Raw genomic sequence first — 12,520 nt, 5'->3', positions numbered from 1 at the left:
CTCGCGGCAGCTTTGCGTAACCTGTGCGTTTCGTCGCTCAGGAGGAGGTGGTCAGCGCGAGGACGCGGTGCCGCTTTCTTGCTCGCGCTTGATTTCCAGCGCGATATCGATGAGTTGGTCTTCCTGGCCGCCGATGAGCTTGCGCTGACCCGCCCGGTGCAGCAGCTGATGCGCGGGTACGCCGTAGCGCTCGGACTGGCGGATGGCGTGCTTGAGGAAGCTCGAGTACACCCCCGAGTAGCCCATGATCAGCGCGTTGCGATCCAGCAGGCATTCGGCCGGCATCGCCGGGGCGACCACCTCTTCGGCGGCGTCGGCGATGTCGAAGAAGTCGATACCCGTCTTGACGCCGATCTTGTCGAACACCCCGATGAGCGCCTCGACGGGCGCGTTGCCCGCGCCGGCGCCGAACCGGCGACACGAGCCGTCGATCTGCTTGGCGCCCGCCCGGACCGCCTCCACCGAGTTCGCCACCCCCAGGCCGAGGTTCTCGTGCCCATGAAAACCAACTTGAGCAGCCGACCCCAATTCGGCGACCAGTGCGGCCACCCGGTCGCGGACCCCTTCGAGAACCAGCGCGCCGGCCGAGTCGACCACGTAGACACACTGGCAGCCCGCGTCGGCCATGATGCGAGCCTGCTGCGCAAGTTTTTCCGGCGAAATGGTGTGCGACATCATCAGGAACCCGACGGTTTCCAGCCCCAGCTCGCGCGCCAGGCCGAAGTGCTGAATGGACACGTCGGCCTCGGTGCAGTGGGTGGCGATCCGGCAGATCGAGCCGCCGTTGTTCTGGGCTTCCTTGATGTCCTCTTTGGTGCCCACGCCGGGCAGCATCAAAAAGGCGATCTTGGCTTCCTTGGCCGTCTCGGCGGCCAGCTTGATCAGCTCCTGCTCGGGCGTCTTGGAGAATCCGTAATTGAAGCTCGAGCCGCCCAGCCCGTCGCCATGGGTGACCTCGATGACCGGCACACCCGCGGTGTCCAGGGCCGCCACGATGGCGCCCACCTCTTCTTTGGTGAATTGGTGGCGTTTGTGGTGGGAGCCGTCCCGCAACGACGTGTCGGTCATCCGGACGTCCCAGATCGGGTTGAAGAAGATCTCCTGAGTGCTCATGCCTGCGCTCCTCCCGCCGTCGCGGATAAGGATTCCTTCGCGATCTCCTCGCCGACCTTGGTGGCCGCGGCGGTCATGATGTCCAGGTTGCCCGCATACGGGGGCAGGTAATCGCCGGCGCCCTCGACCTCGACGAACGTGGTGACGACCGCCTGACCACCGGAGTTCATCGACGGCTCGTCGAACTGCGGCTCGTTTAGCAGCCGATACCCCGGCACGTAGGTCTGCACCTCGGCCACGACGTCGTGGATGGATTTGGCGATCGCGTCCCGGTCGGCGTCCTCGGGGATGGCGCAGAAGATGGTGTCGCGCATGATCATCGGTGGGTCGGCGGGGTTGAGGATGATGATCGCCTTGCCGCGCTTGGCACCGCCGATGGTCTCCACACCCTTGCTGGTGGTCTTGGTGAACTCATCGATGTTGGCCCGGGTGCCCGGCCCCGCGGAGACCGACGCCACCGACGCCACGATCTCGGCGTACGGCACGCCGCCCTGGTCGACCAACGCGCGACTGACCGCGTACACGATCGGGATGGTCGCCTGTCCCCCGCAGGTGATCATGTTGACGTTCGGCGCATCCAGGTGCTGGCGGAGGTTGGCCGGCGGGATGACCGCGGGGCCCACCGCGGCCGGCGTCAGGTCGATCGCCCGGATTCCCGCGGCCGCATACTTCGGCGCCGCGTCCCGGTGCACGTAGGCGCTGGTCGCCTCGAACACCAGGTCGGGTTTCTCGGACTGGGCCAGCAGCCAGTCCACACCTTCGTGCGTGGTCTCCAGACCCAGCTTGCGGGCCCGTGCCAGGCCTTCGCTTTCCGGGTCGATGCCCACCATCCAGCGCGGCTCCAGCCAGTCCGACCGCAGCAGTTTGTAGAGCAGGTCAGTGCTGATGTTTCCCGACCCGACAATGGCCACACTCGCCTTAGCCGGCATGACGCTCCTTTGCGAAGCTCTAGATATTTAAGTCCGACGATTTAATTCGAGACTATTCGAACGACAACTGAACAGAACCCAGGCCCGTGAAGTCGGCCACAAACTGGTCGCCGGCGTGCGCGTCGATTGCTCGCGTGCACGATCCGGGAAGCACCAGATCGCCTTTGCGCAGCCGTACACCGAAGCCCTCCACCTTGCGGGCCAGCCAAGCCACCGCGGTGACCGGGTTGCCCAGCACCGCGTCGGTGCGGCCCTCCGCGACCACCTCGCCGTTGCAGCGCAACACGGCGTCGATGCCCTTCAGGTCGACGTCGCGAGGCGAGACGCGCGCGTTGCCGAGAACGAAGCCCGCGGACGAGGCGTTGTCGGCGATGGTGTCGCACAACTCGATCTTCCAGTCGGTGATCCTGGTATCGATCAACTCGATCGAAGGGACCAGCGCCTCGGTGGCCGCCAGCACGTCTTCCTCGGTGCAGCTGGCTCCCGGCAGGTCGGCGTTCAGGATGAAACCGACCTCGACCTCGACCCTCGGCCACAGGTAGCGGTTTGCCTTGACCGGCGTGTCCTCGAACAATTCCATCTCGTCCAGCAAATGCCCGTAGTCCGGCTCGTCGACCCCCATCATCTGCTGGATCGCCTTCGACGACAGGCCCACCTTGTGGCCCAGCACGCGGGCCCCCTCGGCGACCCGCTGACGGATGTTGATCAGCTGGATTTCGTAGGCGTCGACGACGTCGATGTCCGGGTGGGCGGCAGTCAGCGGCGCGATCGGCTCGCGGCTCCGCTCAGCCTGCGCCAAGTCGGCAGCAAGCCCGTCTCGCGTCGCAACACTGAGCATCTGCAGAAGTCCCCTCGTTCGTGTGACCGGCCCAGTAGCGCCCGGCCTGGGCAATTCTATAACGTGTTCTACATGACAGCACAGGAGCTCGACGTCGTCGTGGTCGGGAGCGGCGGAGCCGGCATGGTGGCTGCCCTTACCGCCGCTCACCGGGGCCTTTCCACAGTAGTCATCGAGAAGGCTGCGCACTTTGGTGGCTCCACCGCCCGCTCTGGTGGTGGCGTGTGGATTCCCAACAACGACGTGCTCAAGCGCGACGGCGTCCGCGACAATCCCGAGGCGGCCCGGACCTACCTGCACGGGATCGTCGGCAACGTCGTCGAGCCGGAGCGCATCGACACCTACCTCGACCGCGGACCCGAGATGCTGTCGTTCGTGCTGAAGCACACGCCGCTGAAGATGTGCTGGGTTCCGCGCTACTCCGACTACTACCCGGAGGCGCCGGGCGGTCGCACGGAAGGCCGCTCGATCGAGCCGAAGCCGTTCGACGCCCGCAAGCTCGGACCCGACGAGGCCGGGCTGGAACCGGCATACGGCAAGGTGCCGCTCAACGTGGTTGTGATGCAACAGGACTACGTGCGGCTGAACCAGCTCAAGCGACACCCTCGGGGTGTGCTGCGCAGCCTGAAGGTCGGCGCCCGCACGATGTGGGCGAAGGCGACCGGTAAGAACCTCGTCGGCATGGGCCGGGCGTTGATCGGCCCGCTGCGGATCGGGCTGCAGCGGGCGGGCGTCCCGGTGCTGCTCAACACCGCGCTGACCGACCTGTACGTCGAGGACGGCGTGGTGCGCGGGGTCTATGTCCGCGATAGCGGCGCATCCGAGTCATCGGAGCCGCGCCTCATCCGGGCCCGTCGTGGGGTGATCCTCGCCTCGGGCGGCTTCGAGCACAACGAACAGATGCGCGTGAAGTACCAGCGCGCGCCGATCACCACGGAGTGGACCGTCGGCGCCAAGGCCAACACCGGTGATGGCATCATGGCCGCCGAAAAGCTGGGTGCCGCACTGGAACTGATGGAAGACGCCTGGTGGGGCCCGACGGTCCCGCTGGTGGGCGCACCGTGGTTCGCGTTGTCGGAACGCAATTCGCCGGGATCCATCATCGTGAACATGTCGGGCAAGCGGTTCATGAACGAGTCGATGCCCTACGTCGAGGCCTGCCACCACATGTACGGCGGGGAATTCGGCCAGGGCTCGGGGCCGGGCGAGAACATTCCGGCGTGGCTGGTGTTCGACCAGCAATACCGGGACCGCTATATCTTCGCGGGATTGCAGCCGGGGCAACGCATTCCCCGCAAATGGCTGGAGTCCGGGGTCATCATCCAAGCCGACACGCTCGAGGAGCTCGCCCAAAAGGCCGGTCTTCCGGCGGCCGAGTTATTGGCCACGGTGCAGCGATTCAACGGCTTCGCCCGGTCAGGCGTCGACGAGGATTACCACCGCGGCGAGAGCGCTTACGACCGCTACTACGGCGACCCGACCAACAAGCCCAACCCCAACCTCGGCGAGCTCACCCACGCGCCGTACTACGCCGCCAAGATGGTGCCCGGAGACCTGGGCACGAAGGGCGGCATCCGCACGGACATCCACGGCCGTGCGCTGCGCGACGACGGTTCGATCATCGAAGGCCTTTACGCCGCAGGCAATGTCAGTGCCCCGGTGATGGGTCACACCTACCCGGGTCCGGGCGGCACGATTGGCCCGGCGATGACCTTCGGTTACTTGGCCGCACTGCACATCGCGGGGGAAAACTGATATGCCTATCGATGTAGACGTCGCGCTGGCCGCCGAGCTGGACCCCATCGAATTCGCCTGGACGAGCAGCGATGTGCAGCTCTACCAATTGGCGTTGGGGGCCGGCAAGGATCCGATGGACCCGCGCGAACTGCGCTACCTCGTTGACGACACACCGCAGGTCCTGCCGACGTTCGGCAACGTGGCGGCGTCCTTTCACATGACCAAGCCGCCGACCGTGCAATTCCCCGGCATCGACATCGAGCTGGGCAAGGTGCTGCACGCCAGCGAACGGGTTGAGGTGCCCGGACCGCTGCCGCCCTCGGGATCCGCTCGCGCCGTCACCCGGTTCACCGACATCTGGGACAAGGGCAAGGCCGCGGTGATCTGGAGCGAGACGACGGTCAGCGCGCCCGACGGCACGCTGCTGTGGACCCAGCGGCGGTCCATCTTCGCCCGTGGCGAAGGCGGATTCGGCGGCGAGCGCGGGCCGTCCACGTCGGACGCGGCGCCGGACCGCGCGCCCGATGTCGAGGTGGCGGTGCCGATCCTGCAGCAGCAAGCGCTGCTGTATCGGCTCTGCGGGGACCGCAACCCGCTGCACTCCGATCCGGAATTCGCTGCGGCGGCCGGCTTTTCGCAGCCCATCCTGCACGGCCTGTGCACGTACGGCATGACGTGCAAGGCCATCGTCGACACGCTGCTGGACGGCGACGCCGGCGCGGTGGCCGCCTACGGCGCGCGCTTCGCCGGTGTGGCGTTCCCCGGCGAGACGCTCAATGTCGGCATCTGGAAGGAAGACGGGCGCCTGCTGGCCAGCGTCGTCGCGCCTGCCCGCGACAACGCCGTGGTTTTGAGCGGCGTAGAGCTGGTGCCGGCGTAGGGACTTGCGCCGACCGCCCGGCTAGCCGGGGGGTCGTGGTTGTGTGCCCGGCTAGCCGGGCACACGACGAGCACGCGCAGCGCGAACCCTGTAAATGATGTCGCCGGGCCGGTCGCCCGCGACCACCCTTACAACGATCCAACCCAGACGCTCGAGCGTTTCCAGCCTCCGAACATCCCAGGTGTACTGCCAGCGATCGCTGCGGTGCTGCTCACCGTCGTACTCCACCGCAACTTTGACCTCCTCCCACCCCATATCCAAATACGCGAACACGCTGCCGAATTCGTCGAGCGCCGGAATCTGTGTCTGGGGCCGCGGCAGGCCAGCCTCGATCAGCACGACTCGAAGCCATGACTCCTTCGGAGACTGCGCCCCGGGGTCGAAGAGGTCAGCTGCTCGCCGGGCTCGCGCAATGCCTCGGCGTCCCGCATACCTGCGCGCTAACAGCTCGACGTCAGCTGCCTTGATTTCCGTCGCTCCGGCCAACGCGTCAATAGCCGCCACGGCAGTCATCGTCGGATACCAGCAGCCGAGGTCCAGCGCTGTCCTGGTCGGCGATGTAACCGTCAGGCCACCGATTATTTCGATTTCATCCGCCGCGACGATTTCCGTATGCAGCTGTATTCCAGGCGAGCGATGGTGGTTGGTGTGGATCAGTTCCACGACTCTTGTGTCGTCGACCCATTTGCTCCCGTGTAGCACCGCCGCCGAGAACCCCGCGACAACTCCCCGGCGGCCGCTCCACAGCCACCCGGCCTTGGCGCGCACCGCGGCGGTGAGCTCGGCATCGCGATCGATGTAGACGCCGGGAAAAAGCCGGTGGTAGCGCGCTTCCAATCGGCTCTTCGTGACGAGTCCACACGCAATGGCTTCGCTTCCGACAAATGGCTCACCCATCGCCGCAGGGTCGCACGCCTAACCGCCGGCGTCACTTCAGCTGCCCAGTGCCCGTCCAGCCGCACGTTGAGCGCCGAGCGCCCGGCTAGCCGGGCGGTGACCGAAAAGGAGAACCCGGCCTAGCCCAGGATCAGGCCCGACGTGGGCACACCCGTGCCCGCGGTGACGAGCACGTGTTCGACGTCGGGGACCGGGTTCACCGAGGTGCCGCGCAATTGCCGCACGCCCTCGGCGATGCCGTTCATGCCGTGGATGTAGGCCTCACCGAGCTGACCGCCATGCGTGTTGATGGGAAGCCGGCCACCAATCTCAATCGCGCCATCGGCGATGAAGTCCTTGGCCTCGCCCTTGCCGCAGAATCCCAACTCCTCCAACTGGATCAGCGTGAAGGGCGTGAAGTGGTCGTACAAGATGGCGGTCTGTATGTCGGACGGCTTCAAGCCGGATTGCTGCCAAAGCTGCTGGCCCACCACGCCCATCTCGGGCAGGCCCAGTTCCGGTCGGTAGTAGCTGACCATCGTGTACTGGTCGGGGCTCGAGCCCTGCGATGCCGCCTCGATGACGGCCGGCCGCTGCTTGAGGTCCCGCGCGCGCTCAGGCGAAGTCACCACGATCGCGACCGCGCCATCGGTTTCCTGGCAGCAGTCCAGCAGTCGCAGCGGCTCGGCGATCCACCGCGAATTCTGGTGGTCCTCAATGGTGATCGGCTTTTCGTAGAAGTACGCCTTCGGATTCTTGGCGGCGTGCTTACGGTCGGCCACCGAGATGGCGCCGAAGTCGCGGCTGGTCGCACCGGACAGGTGCATGTAGCGCTGGGCGATCATGGCGACCTGCGCGGCCGGCGTCGAGAGGCCATGCGGGTAGGAGAACGAGTTGTCCGCGGCGGTCGAATCCGCTTGTGCGCGGGCATCTCCCACCAGCCTGGTCTGCACCTGGCCGAACCGCATGCCCGAGCGCTCGTTGAATGCCCGGTACGCCACCACGACGTCCGCCACTCCGGTGGCGACGGCCATCGCCGCCTGCTGGACGGTCGCGCACGCGGCGCCGCCGCCGTATCCGATCTGCGAGAAGAACTTCAGATCACCGATGCCGACCGCCCGCGCGACAGCAGTCTCGTTGTTGGTGTCCATCGTGAAGGTGGTCAGCCCATCGACATCGGACGGCGAAAGACCCGCGTCGTCCAACGCGTCCAGCACCGCCTCGGCCGCCAACCGCAGCTCGCTGCGACCGGAGTCCTTCGAGAAGTCGGTGGCGCCGATGCCGACAATCGCGGCTTTACCCGACAACATCAGGAGTCCCCCATCCTCAGGGTCACGGTCGCGATGACGTGGTCACCAAGGCTGTTGCGGCCGAACACCTTCACCGTGATCAGGCCGTCGTCCACGGCGGTCACCTCACCGGAGAAGGTCACCGTGTCGTAGGCGTACCACGGCACCCCGAGCCGCAGCCCGATGGACTTGATCAGCGCCGACGGACCCGCCCAGTCGGTGACGTAACGCTGCACCAGCCCGGTGTCGGTCAGGATGTTGACGAAGATGTCCTTCGACCCCTTGGCCTGCGCCAGATCGCGGTCGTGGTGTACGTCCTGAAAGTCGCGCGTGGCCAGGGCCGTCGAGATGATGAACGTGGGATCACCGTGCAGCTTCAGCTCCGGCAATACGGTGCCCACTTCGATGGTCGGGGCGCTCATGCGTCTGGCTCCCATGCGTACAGGGTCCACTCGGGGCCGGTGTCGCCGGCCGGGAAGTCGATATAGGTTGCGCGCACCGGCATTCCGATCGCCACCGAGCCCGGGTCCGCCCCGCGCAGCTCGCCGAGCATCCGCACGCCCTCCTCGAGTTCGACCAGCGCGATCACGAAAGGCAGCGTGCGCCCGGGCACCTTCGGTGCGTGGTGCACAACGAAACTGAAGAGCTTGCCCTTACCGCTCGCCACCACGTAGTCGATCGGAGCGGCCTTGTCCTGCCACACGGCGGGCACCGGCGGGTGCTGCAGGCTGCCGTCGGGCCGCCGTTGGATCCGCAGCTCGTGTGCCTTGACGCCTTCCCAGAAGAACGCCGTGTCGCGCGACGACGAGGGGCGCATCATGGCATCGGGGTCGAGGTCCGTGGGCACCGACGACGCCTGCTCAGCGGCCTCGCGCGGCCTGAATTTCAGGATGCGCCAATTCATCTCGGCGACATCCTCGTCCCCGACCCGCCAGATGATGTGCTGGTTGATGAAATAGCCCTCACCCAAACCGGTCTGCTTGGGCCCGATTACGTCGCCCATCTCCGAAGTGATGCTGACGTGCTCGCCGGGCTGCAGGTAGCGGTGATAGGTCTGCTCGCAGTTCGTGGCGACGACGCCGATGTAGCCGGCGTCGTCGAACAACTGCATGATGGGCCCCATCGGGTCGTCCTTCGGCCGTTCCCCGCTCAGGCCGAACATGGTCCACACCTGAATCATGGCCGGCGGGGCCACAATTCCCGGGTGTCCGACGGCGCGGGCGGCGGCCTCGTCGACGTAGATCGGGTTGCCGTCGCCGATGGCCTCCACCCAGTTGTTGATCATCGGCTGGTTCACCGGGTCGCGGCCGGCGCGCGGCTTCGGACCCCCGGCCGCCTTGATCTCCGCGATCGCTTCCTGGATGTCGGTCACCTGGGCACCCTCGGCACCTTGAGGCCGGCGGCCGCGATCATTTCTCGCATCACTTCGTTCACGCCTCCACCGAAGGTGATCACCAGGTTCCGCTTGGTCTGCGAGTCCAGCCAGTTGAGCAGCTCGGCGGTCTCCGACTCGGCCGGGTTGCCATACTTGCCGACGATCTCCTCGGCGAGCCGGCCGATGTACTGAATACGCTCCGTACCAAAGACTTTCGTCGAGGCGGCATCGGCCACGTTGATGTCCTCGCCCGCGGCGGCGACCTGCCAGTTCAGCAGCTCGTTGATTCGCCACATCGCGTGGATCTCACCGAGCGCCCGCTTGACGTCGGCGTGGTCGATCGGCGTGACCCCGTCGGCGCCGGGCTTGGACGCCCAGGCGTGCACCCGGTCGTAGATGCCGGCCGTACGGCCCGCGGGGCCCAGCATGACCCGTTCGTTGTTGAGCTGGGTGGTGATCAGCCGCCAGCCGCCGTTCTCCTCGCCGACCAGCATGTCCGCGGGCACGCGCACGTCGTTGTAGTACGTGGCGTTGGTGTGGTGGGCGCCGTCGGACAGGATGATCGGCGTCCAGGAATAACCGGGATCCTTGGTGTCGACGATCAGGATCGAAATGCCCTTGTGCTTCACGGCTTCCGGATCCGTGCGGCAGGCCAGCCAGATGTAGTCCGCGTCGTGAGCGCCGGTGGTGAAGATCTTCTGCCCATTGACGATGTACTCGTCACCCTGACGCACGGCGGTGGTCCGCAGGGAGGCCAAATCGGTTCCCGCCTCGGGCTCGGTGTAACCGATCGCGAAGTGCACCTCACCGGCCAGGATCGCCGGCAGGAACTTCTTCTTCTGCGCCTCGCTACCGAATTGCTGCAGGACGGGACCCACTGTCTGCAACGTCACCGCGGGCAGCGGCACGTCGGCCCGATGCGCCTCGTTGACGAAGATCGACTGCTCGATCGGGCCGAAACCCAACCCGCCGAACTCCTTTGGCCATCCGACCCCGAGCTTGCCGTCCCGGCCCATCCGCCGGATCACCGCACGATAGGCCTCGTTGTGACGGTCCTGCTCCATCGCCTTCATCTCATCGGAGGAGATCAGGTTCGAAAAGTATTCCCGTAATTCCGCTTGCAGCTGACGCTGCTCCGGAGTCAGGTCTATGAACATTGCGCTCCCACCAGGTCGAGACGATGAGAAGGCCCGCCCAGCAGCCGGGTCAGGTCTTTGATTGTGGAGTAGTACCGGTGCATCGGATAGGTGATGTCCATTCCCATGCCGCCGTGCAGGTGGTGGCAGAGCTGCATCACCGGCGGCGCCTGCGAGGTGACCCAGTACCCCAGGACATCGAGGTCGTCGTCAGCATCCCGCCCTTCGGACAGTCGCCACACGACCGACTTCGCCGCCAAATCGATGGTGCGCGAGGCGATGTAGACCTCGGCGAGCTGGGCGGCCACGGTCTGGAACGTCGACAGCGGCTTGCCGAACTGCTTGCGGTTGGCCACGTAGTCGGCGGTGAGTCGCAACGCCCCCGCCACCAATCCGTCGGCGTACGCGCCGATTGCCGCCAGCGCCAACTGGTTGACCCGGGGGGCCGTCGCGCCCGCCAGCACGTTGGAGTCACCGACCGCGACGTCAGCGAACGTCACCGTGTACTCATCGGTGTCGCTGGACGTCGGGGTCTGGACAAGCTGCACACCGTCGGCCTTCGGCGACACGACGACGACCGCGCTGTCCGCGGTGACGATCATCCAATCCGCTTGTCCGGCGTAGCCAACACCGACCTTGGTGCCCGACAGCCGCCCGTTGGCGAAGGTGCTCGACGGCCGGTCGGGCAGCGCGGTCCCCGGCTCGTTGAGCGCGGCCGTCAACACGCCGCCCTTCGGGACACCGGCCAGGAACCGGTCCTGCTGTTCATCGGACGCCAGGTCGAGCAGGGGCACCACGCCGAAACCGAGCGTGACCAACGCCGGCGTGATGGCGCCGTGACGACCCACCTCAGTCAGCACCGTGGCGACCTCGGGCAGGCCCACGCCGTCACCGCCCAGACGCTCGGGGACCGGCAGCGCCGGCACGCCCCCGCTGACCAGCGCTTCCCAGTTGAGATCCCGGTCCAGAACGGACGTCACCACATCGGCGACGGCCTGTTGCGTCGCAGTGAGATTGAAGTCCATCAGGACGTCACCGTGTGGCGCCGGTGTAGTCGACCTGCCAGTGCTTGATCCCGTTGAGCCAACCCGACCGCAGTCGCTCGGGCTCGCCGATCGGCTTGAGGTCCGGCATGTGATCGGCGACCGCGTTGAAGATCAGGTTGATGGTCATGCGGGCCAGGTTCGCGCCGATACAGTAGTGGGCGCCGGTGCCGCCGAAGCCGACATGGGGATTCGGGTCGCGCAGGATGTTGAAGGTGTGCGGGTCTTCAAAGACCTCTTCATCGAAATTGGCCGACCGGTAGGACATCACCACCCGCTGACCCTTCTTGATCTGCACGCCGGCCAATTCGGTGTCCTCGTTGGCGGTGCGCTGGAAGGCCGATACCGGAGTGGCCCACCGGATGATCTCGTCGGCGGTGGTCGATGGGCGCTCCTTCTTGAAGAGCTCCCATTGATCGGGGTTGTTCGCCATGGCGATCATGCCGTGGGTGATCGAGTTCCGAGTGGTCTCGTTACCCGCCACCGCGAGCATGACCACGAAGAAGCCGAACTCGTCATCCGAGAGCTTCTCGCCCTCGATGTCGGCCTCGATGAGCGTGGTGACGATGTCGTCGGTGGGGTTCTTGCCCCGCTCCTCGGCCATGGCCATCGCGTACGTGATCAGCTCCATGGACGACTGCGCGGGATCGACGTGGGCGTACTCGGGGTCGGTGCCACCGGTCATCTCGTTGGACCAGCGGAAGAGCTTGTCGCGATCCTCTTGGGGAACGCCGAGCAGGCCCGCGATGGCTTGCAGCGGCAGCTCGCACGAGACCTGCTCGACGAAGTCGCCGCTACCCTCGGCCGCCGCGGTCTTGGCGATGTTCTGGGCGCGCTGGGCCAGTTCGGCCTCCAGCCGTCCGATGGCCCGCGGCGTGAACCCGCGGGAGATGATCTTGCGCAGCCGGGTGTGGTGGGGTGCGTCCATGTTGAGCATGACGCTGCGCTGCAGTTCGACCTGCTCCCGTTTCATCTCCGGCGGCCACGTCGGGATGGCGCCGTTCATCCAACTCGAGAAGATGTCGCTGCGTTTCGACACCTCCTTGACGTCGGCGTGCTTGGTGACGAGCCAGTATCCGTGGTCCTCGAAGCCGCCCGAGCCGCCCGGGATGTCGACCCAGTGGATCGGCTCCGCCTTGCGCAGCTGGGCGAGTTCCTCAACGGGCAACCCTGCGAGGTTGACGTCAGGGTCAAGGAAGTCGAAGTCGGCGGGAATGTTGGGGGGTGCCATGATGTGTGCGCTCCTCAATTGCAACGTGTTCTAGTGCCAGTAAAACACGGCTCCTGCGCAGATAAAAGGCAGG

General features: G+C 66.2%; 12 protein-coding genes. 2 read left to right on the top strand and 10 right to left on the bottom strand.

The features are described from left to right. Positions 1 to 51: 51 nt before the first annotated feature. From dmpG to A5758_RS12380, 3 genes are read right to left on the bottom strand one after another with little or no spacing between them, the layout of a single operon-like run. Positions 52 to 1,113 (bottom strand): 4-hydroxy-2-oxovalerate aldolase, encoded by a 1,062-nt coding sequence (gene dmpG, locus A5758_RS12390; RefSeq protein ID WP_067740217.1) that lies wholly within the window; start codon positions 1,111 to 1,113, stop codon positions 52 to 54. Continuing rightward, positions 1,110 to 2,042 (bottom strand): acetaldehyde dehydrogenase (acetylating), encoded by a 933-nt coding sequence (locus tag A5758_RS12385; RefSeq protein WP_067740215.1) that lies wholly within the window; start codon positions 2,040 to 2,042, stop codon positions 1,110 to 1,112. The genes dmpG and A5758_RS12385 overlap by 4 nt, the downstream gene beginning before the upstream one ends. 52 nt (positions 2,043 to 2,094) lie before the next feature. Further along, positions 2,095 to 2,880, bottom strand: coding sequence for a 2-keto-4-pentenoate hydratase (locus tag A5758_RS12380; RefSeq protein ID WP_067740214.1), 786 nt, complete (start codon positions 2,878 to 2,880; stop codon positions 2,095 to 2,097). A 72-nt stretch (positions 2,881 to 2,952) separates the two neighbouring features. On the opposite strand from A5758_RS12380, the gene kstD reads away from it, so the two are divergent. Then, positions 2,953 to 4,635, top strand: a complete 1,683-nt coding sequence (gene kstD / locus A5758_RS12375; RefSeq protein ID WP_067740299.1) for a 3-oxosteroid 1-dehydrogenase — start codon at positions 2,953 to 2,955, stop codon at positions 4,633 to 4,635. Position 4,636: 1 nt separating this feature from the next. Further along, positions 4,637 to 5,497 carry a MaoC/PaaZ C-terminal domain-containing protein gene (locus A5758_RS12370; protein WP_067740211.1) on the top strand — a complete coding sequence of 287 codons (861 nt, stop codon included), beginning with the start codon at positions 4,637 to 4,639 and terminating at the stop codon, positions 5,495 to 5,497. A gap of 51 nt (positions 5,498 to 5,548) precedes the next feature. On the opposite strand, the gene A5758_RS12365 is transcribed toward A5758_RS12370, so the two are convergent. The 7 genes from A5758_RS12365 to A5758_RS12335 form a co-directional block, all read right to left on the bottom strand. Beyond that, positions 5,549 to 6,394 carry a DUF559 domain-containing protein gene (locus A5758_RS12365; RefSeq protein ID WP_067740210.1) on the bottom strand — a complete coding sequence of 282 codons (846 nt, stop codon included), beginning with the start codon at positions 6,392 to 6,394 and terminating at the stop codon, positions 5,549 to 5,551. A 119-nt stretch (positions 6,395 to 6,513) separates the two neighbouring features. Beyond that, positions 6,514 to 7,683 (bottom strand): lipid-transfer protein, encoded by a 1,170-nt coding sequence (locus tag A5758_RS12360; RefSeq protein ID WP_067740207.1) that lies wholly within the window; start codon positions 7,681 to 7,683, stop codon positions 6,514 to 6,516. Beyond that, positions 7,683 to 8,084, bottom strand: a complete 402-nt coding sequence (locus A5758_RS12355; protein ID WP_067264566.1) for a MaoC family dehydratase — start codon at positions 8,082 to 8,084, stop codon at positions 7,683 to 7,685. Before A5758_RS12355 ends, A5758_RS12360 begins: the two co-directional genes overlap by 1 nt. Then, positions 8,081 to 9,034 (bottom strand): bifunctional MaoC family dehydratase N-terminal/OB-fold nucleic acid binding domain-containing protein, encoded by a 954-nt coding sequence (locus A5758_RS12350; protein WP_067740205.1) that lies wholly within the window; start codon positions 9,032 to 9,034, stop codon positions 8,081 to 8,083. The genes A5758_RS12355 and A5758_RS12350 overlap by 4 nt, the downstream gene beginning before the upstream one ends. Then, positions 9,031 to 10,194, bottom strand: a complete 1,164-nt coding sequence (gene fadE29, locus A5758_RS12345; RefSeq protein WP_067740203.1) for an acyl-CoA dehydrogenase FadE29 — start codon at positions 10,192 to 10,194, stop codon at positions 9,031 to 9,033. The genes A5758_RS12350 and fadE29 overlap by 4 nt, the downstream gene beginning before the upstream one ends. Next, the gene (locus A5758_RS12340) at positions 10,185 to 11,198 is read right to left on the bottom strand and encodes an acyl-CoA dehydrogenase family protein (RefSeq protein WP_067740199.1); all 1,014 of its coding nucleotides are present in this window, start codon (positions 11,196 to 11,198) and stop codon (positions 10,185 to 10,187) included. The genes fadE29 and A5758_RS12340 overlap by 10 nt, the downstream gene beginning before the upstream one ends. Positions 11,199 to 11,205: 7 nt before the next feature. Continuing rightward, positions 11,206 to 12,447, bottom strand: coding sequence for a cytochrome P450 (locus A5758_RS12335; protein ID WP_067204383.1), 1,242 nt, complete (start codon positions 12,445 to 12,447; stop codon positions 11,206 to 11,208). Positions 12,448 to 12,520 lie beyond the last annotated feature (73 nt).

It is taken from the genome of Mycobacterium sp. 852014-50255_SCH5639931, assembly GCF_001665605.1.
Classification (GTDB): domain Bacteria; phylum Actinomycetota; class Actinomycetes; order Mycobacteriales; family Mycobacteriaceae; genus Mycobacterium; species Mycobacterium paraffinicum.
The sequence above is the reverse complement of the archived record's forward strand: the minus strand, read 5'-3'. Positions and strand labels throughout refer to the sequence as shown.

Excerpts from the sequence above, each read along its gene's own strand:
- A5758_RS12360 (WP_067740207.1), bottom strand. The coding sequence starts at position 7,683 with ATGTTGTCGGGTAAAGCCGCGATTGTCGGCATCGGCGCCACCGACTTC.
- A5758_RS12340 (WP_067740199.1), bottom strand. The coding sequence starts at position 11,198 with ATGGACTTCAATCTCACTGCGACGCAACAGGCCGTCGCCGATGTGGTG.
- A5758_RS12365 (WP_067740210.1), bottom strand. The coding sequence starts at position 6,394 with ATGGGTGAGCCATTTGTCGGAAGCGAAGCCATTGCGTGTGGACTCGTC.
- kstD (WP_067740299.1), top strand. The coding sequence starts at position 2,953 with ATGACAGCACAGGAGCTCGACGTCGTCGTGGTCGGGAGCGGCGGAGCC.
- fadE29 (WP_067740203.1), bottom strand. The coding sequence starts at position 10,194 with ATGTTCATAGACCTGACTCCGGAGCAGCGTCAGCTGCAAGCGGAATTA.
- A5758_RS12370 (WP_067740211.1), top strand. The coding sequence starts at position 4,637 with ATGCCTATCGATGTAGACGTCGCGCTGGCCGCCGAGCTGGACCCCATC.
- A5758_RS12355 (WP_067264566.1), bottom strand. The coding sequence starts at position 8,084 with ATGAGCGCCCCGACCATCGAAGTGGGCACCGTATTGCCGGAGCTGAAG.
- A5758_RS12385 (WP_067740215.1), bottom strand. The coding sequence starts at position 2,042 with ATGCCGGCTAAGGCGAGTGTGGCCATTGTCGGGTCGGGAAACATCAGC.
- A5758_RS12380 (WP_067740214.1), bottom strand. The coding sequence starts at position 2,880 with ATGCTCAGTGTTGCGACGCGAGACGGGCTTGCTGCCGACTTGGCGCAG.
- A5758_RS12335 (WP_067204383.1), bottom strand. The coding sequence starts at position 12,447 with ATGGCACCCCCCAACATTCCCGCCGACTTCGACTTCCTTGACCCTGAC.
- dmpG (WP_067740217.1), bottom strand. The coding sequence starts at position 1,113 with ATGAGCACTCAGGAGATCTTCTTCAACCCGATCTGGGACGTCCGGATG.